Raw genomic sequence first — 21914 nt, 5'->3', positions numbered from 1 at the left:
GGTAATGAAAAACATGAATATTGGTGGCACCGACAAGCAGGCAGCGCTCGACGCCTTGGACGACATGACCGCGGGCGCCGTGCCCATCGCGCTGGCCGAGCACCGGGGGCGCATCGAACGTGCGCAGGCGTTCATGGCGGCGCAAGGCGTCGACGCCGTCTACCTCAACGCCGGCAGCAACCTGACCTATTTCACGGGCACGAGATGGAGCCCCAGCGAACGCATGGTGGGCGCCATCCTGCCGGCGCAGGGCGGCCCCGTCTACATCGCGCCCGCGTTCGAGGAAAGCACGATCCGCGATTTCATGGTCGTCGACGGCGACATCGCCGTCTGGGACGAGCACGAGCGTCCCGCCGCGCGCCTGCGCGCCGTGCTGGAACAGCGCGGGATCGGGGCCGGCAGCGTGCTCGCCATCGACGACGGCACGCCGCTGTTCCTGTTCGACGCGATCCGCGCCGCGACCGATGGCTACACCCTGCGGAACGCGCACCCGGTCACGTCGCACTGCCGCAGCCGCAAGTCGGACGCGGAGATCGCGCTGATCCAGCGCGCGATGGACATGACGATGGCCGTGCACGTGGCGGCGGCGTCCATCCTGCACGAAGGGATCACGACGCAGGAAGTCGAGGAATTCATCCATCTCGCGCACCGCAAGGTCGGCGCGAGCGGCTCCTATTTCTGCATCGTGCTGTTCGGCGCGGCGACGGCGTACCCGCACGGCGTCAGCTACGTGCAGACCCTGCAACGGGGCGACACGGTGCTGATCGACACGGGCTGCAAGGTCCACAACTACATCTCCGACATCACGCGCACGTACGTGTTCGGCGAACCGTCCGAGCGCCAGCGCTTCGTCTGGAACGCGGAAAAGGCGGCGCAGCGGGCGGCGTTCGATGCGGCCCAGCCGGGCATGCCGTGCGAAGAGGTCGACAAGGCCGCGCGCCGCGCGCTCGAGGCCAACGGCTTCGGCCCCGGCTACAAGCTGCCCGGCCTGCCGCACCGCACGGGCCACGGCATCGGTCTCGACATCCACGAAGGCCCCTACCTCGTCGGCGGCGAGACCCGGGCGCTGGAGCCGGGCATGTGCTTCTCCAATGAGCCGATGATCTGCGTGCCGGGCGAATTCGGCGTCCGCCTGGAAGACCATTTCTACATGACGGCGAACGGACCGAAGTGGTTCACGCAGCCGGCGGCGAGCCTGGAGAATCCGTTCGGGGCGGGATGACCTCCTTCAGGAACGCATCCGCCGCCTCCACCGTCGGCGCCAGCCACGGATCGAACAGCCAAAAGCTGTGGGGCGTGTCGGGCACGGGCACGACCCGGTTCGGCACGCCCAGCACCCGCAGTTTCCCGGCCATCTCTTCCCGCCCGAGGCTGAAACGCCGCTGCGCGCTGACGATGAACAGCATGGGCGGCGTGCCCGCCTTCACGTGATACAGCGGCGACGCGTCGCGCCACAGCGCCGCCTTCTCCGCGTAGCGGCCGCCGAACCACGCGCCGGCGGACGAAGGCTGCTTCGCCGGGTCGTCTTCGTATTTGCGCGCTTCTTCCGATGTGAAATCCGACAGGCCGTCGATGTTGACGATCGCCTGCACGTCGCTCGACACCTTTCCTCCGTCCGGATCGAAGCGGGATTCTCCGTTCGTCACGCCCGTCAGCGCCGCGATCTGGCCACCGGCCGAGCCGCCCGCGATGGCGATGCGGCCCGGATCGATGCCGTAGTCCGCCGCGTGCGCGCGCACCCAGCGCACGGCTGCCTTTGCGTCGTGGATCGCGGCCGGGTATGGCGCTTCCGGCGCCAGGCGATAGCTGATGGTGGCCGCCGCATAGCCCCGCTCCGCCATGCGGATCGCCATCGGCGCGAAGTTCGCGCGCACGCCCGCGCGCCAGCCGCCGCCGTGCACGAAGACGATGGCCGGGCGCGGCGCCGTGCCCGCCGCCGCGGGCAGGTACAGGTCCAGTTTCAGGTCGTGCCTCAGGTCGCCATGTCTGCGGCGTACATAGGTGACGTCCGTGACGGCCCGCACTGAAGGCGGCACCGCGCGGCTCGCGATGCGGATGAACGGATATCGAGGCGCCAGCTTCGCGTACGTCGTCTCGGCCGTGTAGCTCTCCGGCAAGGGCGTGTTCACGGGCCGCGCCGCGCATGCGGCCAGCAGCAACGCCGTACCCATCCAACGTATCGTCCTGCGCATCCTGGCCTCCGCCTCGTCGTGGGAAGTCCAGTATGCCACCCAACAACACACCCCGGCTAGTCCACCTTGCAAAAGTGGCCAGACCAACCTAGAATGGTCTGGCCAAATAAAGGACGGAAAACGTCCACCATATAAAAAACGACCGGAGACTACACGGTGCCGCCATCCAGATTGCTCGCCTTCCTGGCCGCTTTCGCGTGCCTTGCCGCCCCTGCGCATGCCGAGGGGCCTTATCGTAACCCAGACAACAAGAACCCGAACGACGCGGCCGAAGGCACGTATCCGGTGCCGTACAAGAAGCCGGTCGTCGCCGAGATCGCGGCGTCGCTGCAGCGCATCCGCGGCTATGTCGACAGCCAGAACGCCGACCCGCATCGTGCACAAGGGCAGCGGCGCGCCGGTCACGGATTTCCGCACGCCCGTCGCGGACGCCGTCGTCGAAAAGGGCGACGCCGACTTCGGCCTGCAGGCCTACGAGATGGGCGTCGTGCATGCCGGCCTGCTGAAGGCCACGGCCGCGACGGGCGACAGGCGCTATGCCGCCCTCACGCAGCGCCACCTGCAATTCTTCGCCGACCGCCTCCCCTACTTCCGCGCGCAGGAACAGCGCTTCCACCTCGAGCGCGCCAACAGCTTCGCGCACTTCCTCGATCCGCGCGCGCTCGACGACGCCGGTTCGATGTGCGCCGCGATGATGCGCGCGCGCCAGGCCGGCATCGGCCCCGACCTCTCCGCGCAGATCAAGGTGTGCGGCGACTGGGTGGCCAAGCGCCAGTTCCGCCTCCCGGACGGCACCCTCGCGCGCCAGCGCCCGCAGGCCGCGTCGCTGTGGGCCGACGACATGTACATGGGGATCCCCGCGCTGGCCGAACTGGGCCGCATGACGGGCGACCGCGCGTACTTCGACGACGCCGTGAAGAACGTCCTGCAGATGACGGACTACCTGTTCGACCCGCAGCGCAACCTGTACACGCACGGCTGGAACGCCAACAATCCCGACGCCCCGCGCTTCTACTGGGCGCGCGCGAACGGCTGGGCGGTGCTGGCCATGTCGGACGTCCTCGACGTGCTGCCGAAGGACCACCCGGGCTATCCGAAGGTGATGGCGCAGCTGAAAAGAACGCTGCGCGGCATCGCCGAACGCCAGTCCGGCGCGGGCATGTGGCACCAGATGATCGACCGCGACGACTCGTACCTGGAGACGTCGGCCAGCGCCATGTTCGTGTACGTGCTCGCGCATGCCGTCAACGAAGGCTGGATCAGCCCGACGACGTACGGCTCGATCGCGCAGGCCGGCTGGAACGCGCTGTCCGCGCGCATCGATGCCCAGGGCCGCGTGGAAGGCACATGCGTGGGCACGACGTTCGCGAGCGACCAGGTCTATTATTACAACCGCCCCACCAGCACGGCGGCGATGCACGGCTACGGTCCGATGCTGCTGGCCGGCGCGGAGATGATCCGGCTGCTGAACAACCCGGCAATCGACATCCAGTTCCGCGTCCGCACGTATCACTACGTGCCGAAGGACGGCGGGCAGACCAGCTACCGCGAACATCCCTGACACCTCTTCGATGAAAGCCTGGAACATGCAAGCGAAAACAATGTTTTGCGCCGCAGGCCTCGTGCTGTCCGCGAGCGCCGGCGCTGCCGACCGCCTCACCGTTACCGTGACCCACGACCTCGACGCCGCGCGTCCATCCGAGACGATCGTCATCCCGTGGCAGGACGTGAACGCCGCGCTGCCCGGCGCGCTGATCCAGCACCTCGCCGTGAAGGACGCGGCCGGCCACCTGCTGCCCTACCAGGTGACGAACGTGGCGCCGCTGGCCAAGGACCCGCACGGCGTCGGCGCGGCGTACGGCGAACTGCTGTTCCAGCACGACTTCAAGCCCGGCGAAAAGACGGCGACGTTCGTCGTCGAAAAGAACGACGCGCTCACGCCGCCGTTCGCACCGAAGGCGTTCGCGCGCTACGTGCCGGAACGCCTGGACGATTTCGCGTGGGAGAACGACGTCATCGGCCACCGCACCTACGGCCCCGCCCTCGCCGCACCGGCCGCGCCGGGCAGCGGCAAGGAAGTGCTGGAGACGAGCGGCCTCGATATCTGGTTCAAGCGCGTGGACTATCCCATCGTCGACCGCTGGTACAACAAGGGCCACGACCACTACCACAAGGACGAAGGCGAAGGCATGGACATGTACAACGTCGGCCGCTCGCGCGGGGCCGGCGGTACGGGCGTGTGGGACGGCAAACAGCTTTATACGAGCGGCAACTGGGCCGGCTGGAAGGTGCTGGCCAATGGCCCGATCCGCGCCGTGTTCGAGTTGTCGTACGCCGCGTGGAATGCGGCCGGCACCCAGATCACGGAAACCAAGCGCTTCACCGTCGACGCCGGCCACCAGCTCGACCAGATCGACAGCACGTTCACGTTCAGCGGACCGTCCGCGCTGACGGTCGCCGTGGGTCTCAACAAGACGCCGTCCGACCGGAAGCAGGAACCGCGCATCGCGCTCGTGAAAGACGATGCGAACCACGCGCTGCTGCAATGGGTCGAGCAGGCCTCGAACGGCGCGTTCGGCACGGCCGTCGTGCTGCCCGCGTCGACCGGCTTCGCGCAGGACGCGCTGAACGACCTCGTGCTGGCCCGCGTGGAATCGGGCAAGCCGCTGCGCTACTGGGTCGGCGCCGCGTGGGACCGCGCCGGCCGCATCACGTCCAAGGCGGCGTGGCAGGCCTACGTGGCGGCAGAGGCCAACCGTGCCGCGCACCCCGTCCGCATCGCGCTGAAAGCCGGCGCAAACTGAGATCGAAACCGAGATCAGTCATCATATGTGTTGCTTTTCCAGCACATACTCCTCATAATCTGGTCTGGCCACATTGATCTTGTGGTCAGACCAATCTAGAATTGATTCCAACACAGGGCCGCACGCAACGCACATGTGGCTCGACCTCGCCAGGCTGGTTTTGTAAGAAGCAACCATCGGCGCCGCTCCCCCCTGCGGACGCCGACACGTCATCGACATAAAAACAGGAGACAGCTTCATGAAATACCCCCGCAGCACCCCGCCCCGCCATTTCGTCATGTCCTCGATCGCGCTCGCGGTCCTCTCGCTCGCCCAGCAGGCGCAGGCACAGCAAAGCGACGCGCCGATCCAGCGCGTCGAAGTCACCGGCTCCAGCATCAAGCGCATGGCCACTGAGGAAGCGCTGCCCGTCACGACCATCAAGGCCGAGGAACTGGTCAAGCAGGGCATGACCACGCTGGCCGACGTGATGATGGCGCTGCCGCAGTCGGCGTCGCTGCAGCCGTCCAACGCCGGCTCGGGCACCAACATCAACCTGCGCGGCCTGGGCGTGAACCGCACCCTCGTGCTGCTGAACGGCCGCCGCCTCGCCAACGAGGCCATCGCCGACGGCTACGCCAACCTCGACGTCATCCCGATCAGCGCGCTGCAACGCGTCGAGATCCTGCGCGACGGCGCGTCGTCGATCTACGGTTCGGACGCGATCGGCGGCGTCGTCAACTTCATCACCAAGCGCGAAGTCGAGGGCGGCAACGTCACCGTGCAGCTCGTGCAGCCGCAGCGCCGCGGCGGCGGCGACGAGCAGCGCATCCAGGCCACGTTCGGCAAGGGCAACCTCGCGCGCGACGGCTGGAACATCTACGGCACCGTCGACTTCCACCAGCGCAGCCGCCTGAAGCTGTCGGACCGCACCGGCTTCATTCCGGACGACGCGGCGATGGCGGCGATCGGCCTGCCGCGCAGCGCCGCCTCCGGCGGGTACGCGACACCCGCCAACTTCACGAGTTCGGCCAACAAGAACGCCGCCAACCCGTATTACGCGAGCGGCTGCCTGAGCCCCTATTCGGTCCAGGGCGCGAAGAGCACGTGTGTACTGGACGACGACACCTATGGCTCGGCCCTGCACCCGAACAAACAGCTGACGATGTACGCGCGAGCGACCAAGCGGATCGACGCCGACAACACCGTTACCGTCGAATACACCCGCGGCGACGAATCGATCTTCGGCTACAAGAACCCGACGCAGGCGGTCGCCGTCGGGAGCGCAAAGGCGATCCTGCCATCGAGCAGCAAATGGTATCCGGGCGGCAGCGGCGGAGTGCCGGCCGTCGCCGGCATCACCAACCAGCCGCTGACCGTGTCCTGGGCGGTGGCCGACCGCGGGCCGGCCGTGACCCGGGACAACCAGATCAACCAGCGGCTGCTGGTTTCCGCCGACGGCCATGTCGGCACCTGGGACTACCGGGCCGGCATGAGCTACGGGCTGTCCCAGCGCAAAGGCTATTTCCAGTCGGGCTACTTCTCGGGCATCGGCCTGATCAACGGCCTGGCGAACGGAACGCTGAACCCGTTCGGCCTGCAGGATCAGGCGGGCCTCGACTATCTCGACTCGATCGCCGCGGACGGCATGCAGAACCGCAGCTCGAAGAGCTCTTACTATGGCATCGACGGCAACATCAGCAAATCGCTGATGGCCCTCGCCGGCGGCGACCTCGCGATCGCGATCGGCGCCGACATCCACCGCGATACCAACGAGGACACCAAGCTGGCACCGGCCGCCGACATCACCTATGCGAAGGTCGTCCCGGCGCACGGAGAAAGCGCACGCAACATCATCGGCGTGTACAGCGAGGTGGACGCCCCCGTCACCAAGACCCTGACGCTGAACGGCGCCGTGCGGGTCGACAAATACAGCGACGTCGGCTCGACCTTCACGCCCAAGATCAGCTTCCGCTGGCAGCCGACCAAGACCATCATGTTCCGGGGCTCGGCCAACACGGGCTTCCGCGCGCCGACACTGTTCGACCGCTATGGCTACCGCACCACCGTCGCCAACACGACGACGGCGGGACGCTGGGACGATCCGGTCCTGTGCCCGGGCCCGTCCATCACCATGCCGGGTACCGGCACGGCGGTGCCCGGCGTGGATGCCGCCGATGTCTGCAACGCCAAGTTGAACAAGCTGACCGGTTCGAACTCGCAGCTGAAGCCGGAGCGCTCCAAGGGAGGCACGCTGGGCGTCGTGTTCGAACCGTCCCACTCGTTCACCGCGTCGCTCGACTACTGGCAGGTTAACATGAAGGACATGCTGGCCAACCTGCCGGAGAACGTCTACTTCACGAACTACGCCGACTACAAGAACCTGTTCGTGCGTAATGCGGACGGCTCGCTCGCCTACATCAACAACACGACGATGAACCTGGGTGGCCAGATCGCGGGCGGCGTCGACGTGTCGGCCCACTGGGAGATCGCGCGCAACCGCTTCGGAACGTTCGGCGCCGCCATCGACGGCACCTACCTGACCCGCTTCGACAACCAGCTCGTGCCGAACGGCCCGTGGATGTCCAACGTCGGCCAGTTCGGCTGGGCCAGCAACGGCACCACGTCGAGCTACCCGATCATCACGTTCCGCTGGAAGCACAACCTGCGCCTGTCGTGGCAGAGCGGCGATTACTCGGCGCAGCTGACGAACAACTTCAACAGCCATTACCGCGACGCCAACACCGCCGTCACGTCGGCGTACTACCGCGATATCCCGTCGTTCTCGACGTGGAACCTGACCGGCTCGATCCGCGTGCAGAAGCAGGTGCGCATCACGGCCGGCGTCACCAACCTGTTCGACAAGGCCCCGCCCATCACCAACAACACGATCTACAGCAGCGGTTACCTGAGCAGCGTCGCGAATCCGATCGGTCGCTCGTGGAACCTGCGCGTCAGCTACGATTTCGAGTAATCGCAATGCAAGCGACACTACTGAAACGTATCGTCCTGGCCGGCCTCATCCTGGCCGGCCAGGCCAGCGCCGCCGACGCGCCTATCCGCGTGATCCTCGTCGGCGACTCCACGATGGCCACGAAGAGCGGCTACGGCGACGCCTTCTGCGCGCGCTTCACGCCGGACGTCACTTGCGTGAACCTCGCGCGGGGCGGCCGCAGTACCAGCAGCTTCCGCGCCGAGGGCCGCTGGGACGAAGTCCAGCGCATGCTGAAGGACGGCGCGTCGTTCAAGGCCACCTACGTGCTCGTGCAGTTCGGCCACAACGACCAGCCGGGCAAGCCGGGGCGCTCGACCGACCTCGTCACCCAGTTCCCCGTCAACATGGCGCGCTATGCGCGGGAGACGCGGGACCTGGGCGGCGTGCCGGTGCTCGTCACGCCGCTGACCCGGCGCACGTTCAAGGGCGCGTATCTCGGCAATGACCTGGCGCCGTGGGCCGAGGCGACTCGGCGCGCGGCCGCGCAGGAACACGCCGTGCTGCTGGACCTGAACCGGGATAGCGTGGCCGCCGTCCAGGCCATGGGCCAGGATGAAGCGGATACGCTGGCGGTCGTTCCGCGTCCGCCGGGCTACGGGATGCCTGCGGATCCGAACAAGGTCGAACCGGCCGGCGCCGCGAAGACGGCGTTCGACCGCACGCACCTCGGCACCAAGGGCGCGGACTTCTTTGCGCGGATGGTCGAGCGCGAGCTGGTGGCGGCGCGGCCGGAGACGGCGGCCTACTTCAGGGACGGGGGCAAGCGTTGAGGCGCTTCGCCCTGCTCGCCTGCGCGCTCGCCGGCGCGCAGGCGCACGCACAGGACACGCGCGACGTGCGCGAGCCGGTCGTCCCGCCGGCCTGCGCGGTCCTGATCGGCGCGACCACGAACGCGGGCCGCGACGATGCCGCGCGCATCCAGGCGGCCATCGACAAGTGCGCGCCCGGCCACGCCGTGGTGCTCGCGGCCAGTAACGACAAGCGCAGCTTCGTGGCCGGGCCACTGCAACTGCGCGACGGCGTCACACTGCTCGTCGACAAAGGCGCCACGCTGTACGCCAGCACGGACCCGCGCCTGTTCGACCGCGGCGCCGGCACGTGCGGCACGAACGATGCATCGGGCCGCGGCTGCCGGCCGTTCATCCTGCTCGACGGCGTGCGCGGCGCCGGCATCATGGGCACCGGCACCATCGACGGCCAGGGCGGACAGCGCATCGCGGGCAAGGACGAGACCTGGTGGCAGATCGCCCGCCGCGCGCAAAAGGAGAAGACCCGCCAGAACGTGCCGCGCCTGATCCAGGCCGACAAGGCGCGCGACGTCACCCTGTATCGCATCACGCTGAAAAATTCCCCAAACTTCCACGTCACGCTGAACAACGTGGACGGCTTCACCGCGTGGGGCGTCGTCATCGACACGCCCCACGACGCGCGCAACACGGACGGCATCGACCCGATCTCGTCGCGCAACGTGACCATCGCGCACAGCATCATCCGCACCGGCGACGACAACGTGGCGATCAAGGCCGGCGGCAACGGGCCGACCGAGAACGTCTCGATCCTGCACAACCGCTTCTACAGCGGCCACGGCATGTCCATCGGCAGCGAGACGAACGGCGGCGTGCGCCGCGTCCTCGTCGACGACCTGGCGATGGACGGAACCACGTCCGGCCTGCGTATCAAGAGCAACGACATGCGCGGCGGTAGAGTCCACGGCATCGTCTACCGCGACGTGTGCCTGCGCGGCATCCGCTCTCCCATCGAGATCACGACGCATTACGAACAGCCGGCGCAACCGGGTGCGCTCATCCCCGACTACGCCGCCATCCGCATGGAGCGGGTGCGCAGCACGACCCCGGGGCGCATCCTGCTGCAGGGATATGACGACGCGCATCCGCTCGTGCTGGACTTGAAGGACGTGGCGATCGCCGCCGGGTCGGACATCAAACGGGAACATGCGCGCGTGCAGGGCGCGTTCGGCGCCGCCGCCGATTGCGCCGGGCGGTTCCTGCCGTTTCCCGAGCCGGCGGTCCGTTCCGGGCGCCCGCAGCTGACGGCCGAGCAGGCGCGCGCCTACGACTACCGCGAGGTGCTGAAGTACGTGGGCCCCGTCGGCGACGAACGCATCGAGCCGTGGGATCCGCTGGCCGATCCGCTCGCGACCGGCGCGCCACTGCATGCCGACTACACGGTCGATGCGCGCGCACCGGCGGACGGAGCGACCCGTTTCGCCACCGTGCAAGCGGCCGTCGACCGCGCCGTGGCGGCGGGCGGTACGCGCCGCATCGTCATCCGCATCGCCCCCGGCACGTACCAGGAACTCGTCTACGTGCCGCCGGGCGCCCCGCCGATTACCCTGGATGGCGCCGGCGCCGACCCGCAGGCCGTGCGCATCAGCGCCGCGCTGGACGCCTCGACGACGGGCGCTGCCTACCGCAGCCGCTACGCCGCCGAATTCGAGCACGCGGCGCCAGGCGTGCGGGCGATGGTCGACGCGCTGAAGGATTTGCCCGCCCTGCAGACGACGGGCTCGGCGACCGTGTGGGTGCGCGCGAACGGCTTCCAGGCCCGCAACCTGACGATCGAGAACGCGTACAACCGCGACGGTGCGGTCGCGCATGCGGAGTGCAAAGGCGACAACTGCCCCGACACGACGGGCGGCAGCCGCGTGCACCACCAGGCCGTCGCGCTGCGCGTCGACGGCGCCGACAAGGCGCAGTTCGAGCGCGTGCGCCTGCTCGGCCTGCAGGACACGCTGTTCCTCAGCTCGCAGGACGGCACGGCAACGGTGCGCAGCTTTTTCCACGACACGCACATCGAAGGCGACGTCGACTTCATCTTCGGCGACACCATCGCGGTCTTCAAGGACTGCGACATCCACGCCATCGGCGGCCGCGCCGCGTCGTACGTGGCCGCGCCGGACACGAACCGCCGCGCGAAGTACGGTTTCGTGTTCGACGGCTGCCGCTTCACGAGCGATGCGCCGGGCGCGGCGAACACGCAGTTCTACTTTGCCCGCCAATGGTTCCATAACGAGCGCTGCACGCCGTACGGCTTCATCCCCGTCGAGGGCTATACGTGCCGGCTGGGCGACGTGGACGTGTACAAGGCGCCGAACGGCACGATCCGCCGGCGCACGCTGGAGACGGTCGGCAAGGCCGTGATCCTGCGCTCGCGCATCGGCCCGCATTTCGAGAAGACGACGCCGTGGTCGGAATGGAACCGCAACGGCACGCTGGCGCACCGCCCCGCGCAATTCAGCTCGGACGATTACTGGGACAACCTGGCCGGCACGCCGTTCGCACCGCCAGGCCAACGGCCCGTCCCCGCCGACGTCTACCTCGGCGAATATGACAACATCCTTGAATGACGGAGACACCATGAAGCAATCATTCGACGCCCGCCGCGGCTTTTTGAAAACCGCGACCGTCGCCGGACTCGCACTGTCGGGGCCCGGGCGGGCGCTGGCGGCGGCCGTTCCCGATCCGTGGAAGGCAGCGGCCGGCATCGCGCAGCGCCTCGCCAACCCCGTCAAGTTCCGCAAGGCGGAGTATCTCGTCACCGATTTCGGCGCCGCGCCGTGCAAGCTCGTGCCCGTGAAGGCGTGGGTGTCGTTCGAGGACCAGGCCGACCTGCCAACGCCCGCGCCGGGCGCGCACGACTGCTACGCCGCGTTCAGGGCGGCCATCGAGAAATGCCACGCCGAGGGCGGCGGCCGCGTCGTGATCCCGAAGGGCGACTGGTTCTGCGCGGGCCCGATCGTGCTGCTGTCGAACGTGAACGTGCACCTCGCGAGCGGCGCGCACGTCTATTTCAGCAACGATCCGGCCGACTACGCGAAATACGGCGACGTCGACTGCGGCCCGAACGGCAAGCTGGTCGTCTCGCGCTGGCAGAGCAACGACTGCCTGAACTATTCGCCCATGGTCTATGCGCGCAACCAGGACAACATCGCCCTCACCGGCGACGACTGGACGGCCATCCTCGACGGCCAGGGCGGCGTGCCGTTCCCCGGCCGCGCCGACTGCTGGTGGACGTGGAAGGGCAAGAACGCGACGATCAACTCCGTCGCCCAGGACAAGTCGCCGAACTACGTGCCCGGCAAACTGGCGCAGAACCAGGTCAACGAACTGAATCCGAAGTCGCTGGCCGACGTGGCCCCTGGGCTGTCGGAGGAAAGGCGCCGGCTGATCCAGGGCGAAGGCGACAAGTGGCGCGCGGACGACGCGTACCTGCCCGCGTTGTCGGAAGCGGGCGTGCCCTTGGCGAAGCGCGTGTTCGGCGTGGGCCACTACCTGCGTCCGCCGATGATCCAGCTGATCGGGTGCACGAACGTGCTGCTGGAAGGCTACCAGGTCATCCACACGCCGTTCTGGCAGCACCACCCGGTCGCGTGCCGCAACCTCACGATCCGCAAGGTGCATGCGAACAGCCTGGGGCCGAACAGCGACGGCTTCGATCCGGAAGCGTGCGACACGGTGCTCGTGGAAGGCTGCCAGTTCAACACGGGCGACGACTGCATCGCCATCAAGGCGGGCAAGAACCTCGACACGCAGTACGGCCCGTCGCAGAACATCGTCATCCAGAAATGCACGATGCAGAGCGGCCACGGCGCCGTCACGCTGGGCAGCGAGATGGCGGGCGGCATCCAGAACGTGTACGCGCAGGACCTCGTGTTCGAGAACATGAACTGGGCGACGAACCCGCTGAACACGGCGATCCGCCTGAAGACCAACATGAACCGCGGCGGCTTCCTGCGCAATTTTTATGTCCGCAACGTGAGCATCCCGAACGGCGTGCAGACGTCGCCGTCGTTCTATGCGTCGCTGCCCGGCTCCCCGATCGCCTCGAGGACGGTGGCCACGGCCGCCGGGGCCGTCGTCACGTTCGACTGCGACTACACGCCGCGCGCGGACAACGTGCGCGTGCGCCCGCCCGAGGTGCGCAACGTGCACATCTCGAAGGTCAAGGTGGGCAACGTGAAGACGAAGGACGGGTCGCTCGCGTCGTGCTTCCAGGCGTTCGTCATCCTCGGTCCGGTGGCGTCCGACTACAACGGGCCGGCGCCGGCGCCGGCCGTGCTGCCGGTGCGCGATGTGACGATCACGGACTGCGACTTCGGCACGCCCGTCAACGCGGCGCATCCGTGGTACACATATAACGTGCGGGGGCTGAAGCTGGCGAACGTCATGATCGGCGGGAAGCGGTACGACACGACCTTGTCCGCGTAATATCCATCGTCGCTCCCGCGCAGGCGGGAGCCCAATTTTTCATGCGCACCACCCGCGTTGAACGTAAGCGGCGTGCGTACGACTTGGGTTCCCGCCTTCGCGGGAACGACGGAGCGAGATGCTCTACAATGCCGTCACCTCTGGCTTGCATGGGATGGATGATGGCGACACCGGCGTTCAACTACGGCTCCGACGTGACGGGGCTGGTCTGGGGCTTCCTGTTGCAGGACGCCGCGCAAGCGGTGTCCGTCGACGCGAAGGACGCCGAGACCTGGTTGCACGCCCCCGTCCCCGGGCAGTTCGTCTGGCTGCACTTCAACCTGTCGAATGCGGCCAGCGAGCGCTGGCTGCGCGCCCACGCCGGCCTGCCCGAGGAATTCTACGAGACGCTGCACCAGGGCTCGCGCTCCACCCGCATCGAAATGGCGGACGGCGCCCTGATCGCCGTCGTCAACGACGTCCTGCATAATTTTTCGGTCGACACGGCCGAGATCTCCACGCTGTGGGTCCACGTGACGCCGCACGGCGTGATCACGGCCCGGCGCAAGCCGCTGGAATCCATCGAGCGCCTGCGCCAGGATGTGCTGAACGGCGCGCCGCTGCGGTCGAGCGTCGAGCTGCTGGTGCATTTGCTGCGCGACCAGGCCGACGTCCTCGTCAACATCGTGCGCGATGCCGTCGCGCGGGTCGACACCGCCGAGGACCAGCTGCTGGCCGGCCGCCTCACGCGCCGGCGCGAAGACCTGGGCGCGCTACGGCGGGTGCTCGTCCGGCTGCAGCGGCTGCTGGCGCCGGAACCGGCCGCCCTCTTCCGCCTGCTGCAGCGCCCTCCGGCCTGGGTGGCGCCGGAAGACCGCCAGGAGCTGCGCCAGTCGACCGAGGAATTCACGGTCGTGCTGTCCGACCTGGCCGCACTGCACGAACGAATCAAACTGCTGCAGGAAGAGATCGCGGCCCGGGTCAACGAGGACAATAACCGCAGCCTGTTCCTGTTGACCATCGTGACGGTGATGGCCCTCCCGATCAACCTGATCGCAGGCCTGCTGGGCATGAACGTGGGCGGCGTGCCGCTGTCCCAGCATCCGCACGGGTTCTGGCTCGTGCTGGGCTTTACCGCCCTCGTCACGGGGGCCATCGCCTGGCTGTTGCTTCGATTGCAACGGCCGCATTGAGCCTTTGCCATATAAAAACAGGATATTTGCCCTTGCATTGGGTATAACTCCTTTCCCGGCATCACGTTAAGCTTCTTGCCTCAGGAAAAGCCCACACGCCTGTGCAGCCGTGCGCGGCGCGACCGACGGTAGAATGGCCCCAGACACCGGCGCCAGCCTCTGCTTCCACCGGTACGCGCGCCGCGCCGCCCGGTCGTGGCTTTTCGAGCATCCTATTTCCGAATCGCAGAAGAAGACCATGTTCAATCCATCCGACCATCCGCACCGCCGTTACAACCCGCTGCAGGGCGACTGGGTCCTCGTGTCCCCGCACCGCGCCAAGCGTCCGTGGCAGGGGCAACAGGAAGCCGTCGACCGCTCGGCCAAGCCGTCGCACGACCCGACCTGCTACCTGTGCCCGGGCAATACCCGCGTCAACGGCGAAAAGAACCCCGACTACACGGGCACCTATGTGTTCGAGAACGACTTCGCCGCGCTGATGCCGGACACCCCGGAAGCCGCGGAGGGCACGGACCCGCTGTTCCAGACGATGAGCGCGCGCGGCAGGAGCCGCGTGATCTGCTTCTCGCCCGACCATGCGAAGTCGCTGCCGCAGCTGTCGCTGCCGGCGCTGGAAGGCGTCATCGACACGTGGTGCGAACAGGCCGCCGAGCTGGGCGCCAAATACCGCTGGGTCCAGGTGTTCGAGAACAAGGGCGCCGTGATGGGCTGCTCGAACCCGCACCCGCACGGCCAGATCTGGGCGACCAGCTATGTCCCGAACCTGCCGGCCGCCGAAGACCGCCAGCAGAAGGCCTACCACGCCGAACAGGGCCGCCGCCTGCTGCTGGACGTGGCCGAGCGCGAGATCGCCGCACAGGAACGCGTGGTCGTCCAGACCGAGCACTGGGTCGCCATCGTCCCATACTGGGCCGCGTGGCCGTTCGAGACGCTGGTCCTGCCCCGCTTCGCCGTGCGCCGCCTGGAAGAGCTGCAGCCGGCCCAGCGCGCCGACCTGGCCGTGCTGCTGAAGCGCCTGACCACCCGCTACGACAACCTGTTCCAGACCTCGTTCCCGTACTCGATGGGCTGGCACGGCGCCCCGTACGGTATTCCAGACGAAGAGGCGGAAGGCTGGCAGCTGCACGCCCACTTCTACCCGCCGCTGCTCCGCTCCGCGTCGGTGCGCAAGTTCATGGTCGGCTTCGAGATGCTGGCCGAAGCCCAGCGCGACCTGACCCCCGAACAGGCGGCCGAACGCCTGCGCGCGCAATCCGAAGTGCACTACCTCGACACCGAATCCAACCAAACGACCTGACATGCAAGATAACCGCCTCATTTCACGCAATAGCCGCACCGCCGCCGCCTTCGAAACCGCATTCGGCACCGCCCCTACGCTGTTCGTCCAGGCCCCGGGCCGCGTCAACCTGATCGGCGAGCACACCGACTACAACGACGGCCTCGTGCTCCCGTGCGCCATCGACTACCGCACCGCCATCGCCGCCAAGCCGCGCGGCGACCGCAAGGTGCGCGTCGTGGCGGCCGACTACGGCGACGCTCTCGACGAATACGACCTCGACGCCCCGATCGGCCGCGTGGACCAGCCGATGTGGGCCAACTACGTGCGCGGCGTCGTCGAGCAGTTCGTGAAGCGCGGCCTGCCCGTGCAGGGCATGGACATGGCGATCGCGGGCGACGTGCCGCAGGGCGCCGGCCTGTCGTCGTCGGCCTCGCTGTCGGTCGCCGTGGGCCGCCTGTTCGCGAGCCTGCCCGGCTTCGAGGCGCTGTCGCCGATCGACATCGCGCTGATCGCGCAGGCGTCGGAAAACGACTTCGTCGGCACCAAGTGCGGCAACATGGACCAGATCAGTTCCGCGTGCGGCGTCGAAGGCCACGCCCTGATGATCGACTGCCGCTCGCTGGAGGTGAAGCCCGTGCCGGTGCCGGACAACGCCGCCATCATGATCTTCAATTCGAACGTGACGCGCGGCCTCGTGGACAGCGCCTACAACGTGCGCCGCGAGCAGTGCGAAGCGGCCGCCCGCCACTTCGGCATCCCGGCCCTGCGCGACCTCGACCTCGCCACGCTGGAAGCCCGCGCGGGCGAACTGGACCCCGTCGTGCTGCGCCGCGCACGCCACGTGGTGACGGAAGACGACCGCGTGCTGGCCGCCGCCGACGCGCTGCAGGCCGGCGACCTGGTACGCCTGGGCGAACTGATGGCGGCATCGCACGCGTCGATGCGCGACGATTTCGAGATCACCGTGCCCGCCATCGACAACCTCGTCGACATCGTCAAGAACGTCATCGGCACCCAGGGCGGCGTGCGCATGACGGGCGGCGGCTTCGGCGGCTGCGTGGTGGCCGTCGTGCCGCACGCGCTGGTCGACGCGGCCCGTGCCGCCGTCGAGCGCGAGTACCGCTCGCCGGACGGCAAGCCGGCCACGATCTACGTCTGCAAGCCGGCCGCCGGCGCGGGCAAAGTCAATCCATGATGTACGAGGCGGCGGCCGGACGCTATGGTTCGATGCCCTACCCGCATTGCGGCCGCAGCGGCCTGCGGCTGTCCGCCGTGTCGCTGGGGTTGTGGCACAACTTCGGCGGCAATGACGATTTCGACCGCCAGCGCTGGATCGTGCGCGCGGCGTTCGACAACGGCGTCACGTGCTTCGACCTCGCCAACAACTATGGCCCGCCGCCCGGGTCGGCCGAGGAAAACTTCGGCCGCCTGCTCGCGCGGGACCTGAAGCCGTACCGCGACGAAATGGTCGTGTGCACGAAGGCCGGCTACACGATGTGGCCCGGACCGTACGGCGACTGGGGCAGCCGCAAATACCTCGTCGCGAGCCTGGACCAGAGCCTCAAGCGCATGGGCCTGGACTACGTCGACATCTTCTATCACCACCGTCCCGATCCCGACACGCCGCTGGAAGAGACGATGGCGGCGCTCGACTACATCGTGCGCAGCGGCCGCGCGCTGTATGCGGGCATCTCGAACTACAACGGCGAGCGCACGGCCGCCGCGGCGGCGGAACTGCGCCGCCTGGGCACGCCGTTCGTGATCCACCAGATGCGCTACAACATGCTGGTGCGCCAGCCGGAGGCGGACCTGCTTCCCGTGCTGGAGCGCGAAGGCATCGGCGGCATCGCGTTCTCGCCGCTGGCCCAGGGCCTGCTGACGGACCGCTACCTCGGCGGCACGCTGCCGGCCGATTCGCGCGCGGCCGGCAAGGTCGGCTTCCTGAAGCCGGAGCACATCACGCCGGAGCGCCTGCGCATCATCGAGGCGCTGAACCAGGTCGCGCAGGCGGGCGGGCGCACGCTCGCGCAGCTCGCACTGGGCTGGGTAAGGCGCCAGCCTTCGATTGCCTCCGTGCTGATCGGCGCCAGCAGGCCGCAGCAGGTGCTGGATGCCGTGCGCGCGGTGGAGATGGCACCGCTGGCGGGCGACGAGATCGCGGCGGTCGAGGCGATCCTGGCCTCGCAGTAGCCGAAAAAAAACGGCACGCCGCCACAGGGACGACGGCGTGCCGGCGGTAACGACAGGACGGCACCGCCGTACCGTCCCGGCTTCCTGAAAGCGGTGCGAGGCGGCTAGTGGAAGGTGAAGCCGCCGTCGACGTTGACGGACTGGCCGGTCACGTTCTCCACCTTCCTTGCCCGCGATCGACGCCACGTTGATGATGCGGCCCCACCCCTGCGTGCGCATTGGCCCCAGCGCGGCCCGGCATCCGAGGAACGTCCCTTGGGCGTTGACGTCCATGACGACGACCCAGTCCTTCTCCGTCAGGTCCGCCACCGGGCGGATATTGATGACCCCTGCGCAGTCGACGAGGATGCCCAGCGCGCCGAACGCCGCGACGGCCTCGTCGACCATGGCCTGCACCTGCGCGGCGTCGGTGACGTCCACGCGCCGGGTGAGCGCGCACCGCCCGTCACGATGGCGGCGCGGCCGGCCAGCGGAAGTGAATTCGACATATCCGTCTCCTCATTGTTGGTTGGTCCCGAACGATGTTGCCGCCGGACTGAACGCAACTAGCGTGCCAGTGCCGGCACGGGCGGGAACATCAGGGAGAAGAACGAAGAATCGCGGGCCGCGCGTGCGACACGTGTCGCAGCACCATCCGTATCGCGCTCGACAGGTGTCGCGGCGGACGCCTCGGCACCCGATCCTCAGCACCAATTCTTATCGGGCTTCAGGTCGAGGCGGTGCGCCGCGTCGATCACGTCCTGCAGTTCCACCGGGTCGCTGAACGGATCCTCGTCCAGCACGGTGACCCGGTTCAGCTCCTTCTGCCAACGCCGCAACTCGTCGACGTAGGCCTGGTCGGGCACCCGTTCCAGGTCGCCGTCTTTCGGGACGAGGTCGTGGATTCCGTTGTGCACCCACTCGCCGGTATGCCAGTCGGGCATGTCGATGCCCGGGAACAGGCAGATGCCCTGCAGGTCCATCCCGCGCCGCACGGCCGCCAGCGATTCGCACATCACGTCGTGCAGCCAGCTCGCGCGTCCGCGACCAAGGCCGCTCGTCTCGCCGATGATCATCGGCCGCCGGTAGCGTTGCCACACTGTTTCCAGCATGTCGCACAGGGGCGCGATGCGGTCGTCGTCCGGGGCCAGCGGCGCGTGCGGGCCGTGCTCGCGGTACTCCATCTGCCCGAACGAATACGAGTTCGCGCCGACGATGTCCAGCACCTCGGGCGCGCCGCCGAACTCGGGATGCTCGCGGCCGTACAGAATATCCCACGCGAGGAAGGTGTCGACTTCCGTCTCATGGCGTGCAGCCTCGATCTGGTCGGGACGGTCGCGCGGGGCGACGACGCGCACCAGCGGATCCACGTGCACCATGCGCGCGTCCGGATCGACCTCCCGGATCGCCTTCACGCCCGCGATCGCGGCGCGGCACAGCGCCAGCCGCAACTGCATGCGGTCATCGCGCGAACAACGGTACGGCGCGGCCCAGCCCCATTCGCCGGCGCAAAACGAAAAGAAGGTGATCTCGTTGATGGGCGTGAAGAAGTGCGGGCCGCGCACCTTCGGCACGACGTATGCGGCCGCAGCCCGGCAATACGCCGCGAACCGGTCGACGAAGGCATCGGAGAACGGATCGAGATCGTCCGGGAAGCCGTAGTGGCACAGGTCCCAGATCGGGATGACCTTGGATGCATTCATCGCGGCGATGTACGGGTCGAGACCCGAAAAATCGTAGCGGCCGCCCTGGTCGACCAGCGGCCACGGGATGCCTTCGCGCGCCACGGCGATGCCGAGGTGCGCCAGCCGTTCGTAGTCTTCGGCCGCATGGCGGTCATGGCCTGTTTCCGCCACCAGGTTGCGGCGCACGCGCTCCTTTCCCCACAGGAAGGTGGAGCATTCGAAACCGGACAGGAAGAAGGTGGGAAAGATGCCGGGACGCTGTGCCACGCCGCTCTCCTTTCGTTTCTCGGGCGGAGGCGAGTATATCCCGGTCTCGCAAACCGGCCGTGCACGCTTGCCGAGGGACGACTTGTCGTCCCTGTGGGCAAACAGCATCGTTCTTGAGCGCGGATAAATTGTTTTAACCACCCGTATTGACTGGGCTGGCATCGAGGTATACGCTGTATACCATGACTTCCGAATCCACGAAAACCCGGTTGTTCCAGGCCGCCCGCGCGCTCTTCGACGAAGAAGGCGAAGCCGGTCTGTCGATGCGCCGTATCGCCGCCGCCGTCGGCATCACCCCGATGGCGATCTACAAGCATTTTGCCGACAAGGACGCGTTGCTGAACGCACTCATGCTCGACGGCTTTGTCGCATGGGAGGCGCGTGTCGCCCATATCGCCGAGCCGGATCCCGCGGCGTGGCTACGCCAGCTGAGCACCGCCTTTCTCGAATTCGCAGTGACGGAACCCCGCCGCTACGAAGCCGCGTTCCTGCTCCGCGCCAGCGGGGCCAGGCAATATCCGAACGACTTCGCCGAGGGCCGGTCGCCGGTGGTACACCTGGCGCGCCAGCAGGCAGAACGGATGCGCGCGCGCGGGCGGCACGCGCCCTCGGCCGAGGACATCGTGCTTGCCCTGTCCGCGCTTTGCCAGGGTCTCGTGGACATGTACCGCGCGGGACGCTTCGTGTCGGAAGACGAATTCCGCGCGGCTTATGCGCGCGCCGTTGATCACTGCATCCTTTCCTATTCTCCGGAGACCCACGAATGACTGCTTTCGCCTGCGCCCTGCTCAGCGGCGCCCTGTATTACTTCACCTACGGCATTGCCGACACCTGGATGCTGGCCTGGATCGCGCCGACGCCGCTCCTGTGGCTGGCGTATCGCGAAGCGCCACGCTGGCAGGTGATGGCCGCGTCACTGTTCGCATCCACCATGGGAACCGTCTACATCTTCCAGGTTTACGGCACCTATGTGCTCGTCGACGGTGTTGTGATGGCGATCGGGAATGGTCTGCTGCTGGGTGCATCCATCCTCCTGGCGCGACGGGCGCGGCATGTATTGCCGGGTGCGGCCATCGGATTCGCCTTTCCGGCGCTCTGGACCAGTTGCGAATTCCTCGCAGGCGCGATCTCGCCCCATGGCGCCTGGGGTGCAATCGGATATACGCAAGTCCACTGGCCTGCGGCGATCCAGGTCGCGTCGGTTGCCGGCGTCTACGGAGTCACATTCGTCCTGTACCTGTTTGCGAATGCCATCGCCCTGGCACTGCGGGGCGAACGTATCGCGGGTACGATCGGGACGGCCCTGGCGATCGCGGTCGTCGCCAGCGGTTATGTGCGCCTCGCGTCATCGCAGACGACGCCGGTGCGCGTTGCCGCCGTGGGGATCGTCCCGGCGGCCGGTGCGAACGACGAGGACATCGCCCCGCGGTATGCGACGGCGATCCGGGAACTGGCCGCACGCGGCGCCAAGGTCATCGTGACGCCCGAAACCGGCATCGAAAGCGAAGCGCTGGAACCGGTCCGGCTGGCGGCGCGCGACACCGCGACAGTCGTCGTAGCCGGCACCCACAACCAAAACCCACAACGCAACATGGCTGTCACATTCGTACCCGGCAAGCCGTCGATTGTCTATGAAAAACGGCATCTGCTCCTCCCGGGCGAAGCCGTATTCACGCCGGGCCAAGGTCCCGGCATCCTCGGCAATGGCCTGGCGACCGCGATTTGCAAAGACCTGGATTTCCCGCGCACGATCCGCGCCGACGCCCGGGACGGCATCCGCCTGATGATCGTCCCGGCCAACGACTTTTCACTCGACGGCTGGATCCACGCGCGGCAGGCGATCATGCGCGGCGTCGAGAATGGCTTCGCCATGCTGCGCGTCGCGTCGCACGGCCTCGCGACGGTGTCCGATGATCGGGGCCGCGTCCGCGCCGTGGCAGAGGTTGGCGCTCCCGGCAAAGCGGTCGCCTCGGCGGACGTCCCGCTCGGAACCGGACCGACGCCGTACACACGGCTGGGCGACTGGTTTGCCTGGTTGTGCGTCGCACTGGCCGCCGGCACGGGAATGCTTGTCATCGTTGCCGGCGCACGACCACGAACACCGGCTCGTGCTGGCGCACTGCGGAAGCCGGCCTGACGGCACC

The 21914-nt window shown here is 67.8% G+C and carries 15 protein-coding genes and 1 pseudogene; 13 read left to right on the top strand and 3 right to left on the bottom strand.

Going from position 1 to position 21914, the window contains the following annotated elements; all coding sequences use genetic code 11:
- Positions 1-13: 13 nt before the first annotated feature.
- Entirely contained in the window at positions 14-1222 is a 1209-nt protein-coding gene (locus ACL58G_RS17970; protein WP_413385834.1) for a M24 family metallopeptidase, read from the top strand.
- On the opposite strand, the gene ACL58G_RS17965 is transcribed toward ACL58G_RS17970, so the two are convergent.
- Positions 1176-2171: an alpha/beta hydrolase fold domain-containing protein gene (locus ACL58G_RS17965; protein ID WP_413385833.1), complete on the bottom strand. Its 996-nt coding sequence runs from the start codon at positions 2169-2171 to the stop codon at positions 1176-1178. The two genes, ACL58G_RS17970 and ACL58G_RS17965, sit on opposite strands and share 47 nt — an antisense overlap.
- 367 nt (positions 2172-2538) lie before the next feature.
- Here ACL58G_RS17965 and ACL58G_RS17960 point away from each other — a divergent pair, with 367 nt between their 5' ends.
- From ACL58G_RS17960 to ACL58G_RS17915, 10 genes are all read left to right on the top strand, one after another.
- Positions 2539-3753, top strand: coding sequence for a glycoside hydrolase family 88/105 protein (locus tag ACL58G_RS17960; RefSeq protein ID WP_440962661.1), 1215 nt, complete (start codon positions 2539-2541; stop codon positions 3751-3753).
- Positions 3754-3778: 25 nt separating this feature from the next.
- Positions 3779-4996, top strand: a complete 1218-nt coding sequence (locus ACL58G_RS17955) for a DUF4861 family protein (protein ID WP_413385831.1) — start codon at positions 3779-3781, stop codon at positions 4994-4996.
- Between the two features lie 238 nt (positions 4997-5234).
- Positions 5235-7949, top strand: a complete 2715-nt coding sequence (locus tag ACL58G_RS17950) for a TonB-dependent receptor plug domain-containing protein (RefSeq protein WP_413385830.1) — start codon at positions 5235-5237, stop codon at positions 7947-7949.
- Between the two features lie 5 nt (positions 7950-7954).
- Positions 7955-8740, top strand: coding sequence for a rhamnogalacturonan acetylesterase (locus tag ACL58G_RS17945; protein WP_413385829.1), 786 nt, complete (start codon positions 7955-7957; stop codon positions 8738-8740).
- A complete protein-coding gene (locus ACL58G_RS17940; RefSeq protein WP_413385828.1) occupies positions 8737-11337 on the top strand; it encodes a pectinesterase family protein in 2601 nt (866 codons plus the stop codon). The genes ACL58G_RS17945 and ACL58G_RS17940 overlap by 4 nt, the downstream gene beginning before the upstream one ends.
- A 10-nt stretch (positions 11338-11347) precedes the next feature.
- The gene (locus ACL58G_RS17935) at positions 11348-13198 is read left to right on the top strand and encodes a glycoside hydrolase family 28 protein (protein ID WP_413385827.1); all 1851 of its coding nucleotides are present in this window, start codon (positions 11348-11350) and stop codon (positions 13196-13198) included.
- A gap of 161 nt (positions 13199-13359) precedes the next feature.
- The gene (locus ACL58G_RS17930; protein ID WP_440968062.1) at positions 13360-14370 is read left to right on the top strand and encodes a transporter; all 1011 of its coding nucleotides are present in this window, start codon (positions 13360-13362) and stop codon (positions 14368-14370) included.
- A 238-nt stretch (positions 14371-14608) separates the two neighbouring features.
- Positions 14609-15667: a UDP-glucose--hexose-1-phosphate uridylyltransferase gene (locus ACL58G_RS17925; RefSeq protein WP_440962660.1), complete on the top strand. Its 1059-nt coding sequence runs from the start codon at positions 14609-14611 to the stop codon at positions 15665-15667.
- 1 nt (position 15668) lies between these two features.
- On the top strand, positions 15669-16844 hold the full coding sequence (gene galK, locus ACL58G_RS17920) for a galactokinase (RefSeq protein WP_440962659.1): 1176 nt from the start codon (positions 15669-15671) through the stop codon (positions 16842-16844).
- Positions 16841-17839 (top strand): aldo/keto reductase, encoded by a 999-nt coding sequence (locus ACL58G_RS17915; RefSeq protein WP_413385824.1) that lies wholly within the window; start codon positions 16841-16843, stop codon positions 17837-17839. Before galK ends, ACL58G_RS17915 begins: the two co-directional genes overlap by 4 nt.
- Before the next feature lie 159 nt (positions 17840-17998).
- Here the strand turns inward: ACL58G_RS17915 and ACL58G_RS17910 are convergent.
- Both ACL58G_RS17910 and ACL58G_RS17905 read right to left on the bottom strand, forming a co-directional pair.
- Positions 17999-18283, bottom strand: a pseudogene (locus ACL58G_RS17910) (SDR family NAD(P)-dependent oxidoreductase); the annotation flags it as partial.
- Between the two features lie 239 nt (positions 18284-18522).
- Positions 18523-19770 (bottom strand): b-glycosidase, encoded by a 1248-nt coding sequence (locus ACL58G_RS17905; protein ID WP_440962658.1) that lies wholly within the window; start codon positions 19768-19770, stop codon positions 18523-18525.
- Positions 19771-19952: 182 nt separating this feature from the next.
- Here ACL58G_RS17905 and ACL58G_RS17900 point away from each other — a divergent pair, with 182 nt between their 5' ends.
- Both ACL58G_RS17900 and ACL58G_RS17895 read left to right on the top strand, forming a co-directional pair.
- Complete coding sequence (locus ACL58G_RS17900) at positions 19953-20537, top strand: TetR/AcrR family transcriptional regulator (RefSeq protein WP_413385821.1); 585 nt, start codon at positions 19953-19955, stop codon at positions 20535-20537.
- On the top strand, positions 20534-21907 hold the full coding sequence (locus ACL58G_RS17895; RefSeq protein ID WP_413385820.1) for an apolipoprotein N-acyltransferase: 1374 nt from the start codon (positions 20534-20536) through the stop codon (positions 21905-21907). Before ACL58G_RS17900 ends, ACL58G_RS17895 begins: the two co-directional genes overlap by 4 nt.
- The last annotated feature ends 7 nt before the right edge of the window (positions 21908-21914 follow it).

Origin of the sequence: Massilia sp. GER05 (assembly GCF_052056005.1) — a bacterium.
Lineage (GTDB): Bacteria > Pseudomonadota > Gammaproteobacteria > Burkholderiales > Burkholderiaceae_D > Telluria > Telluria orientalis.
Note: the sequence above shows the minus strand (reverse complement) of the source record. Positions and strands in the feature narration are given on the sequence as shown.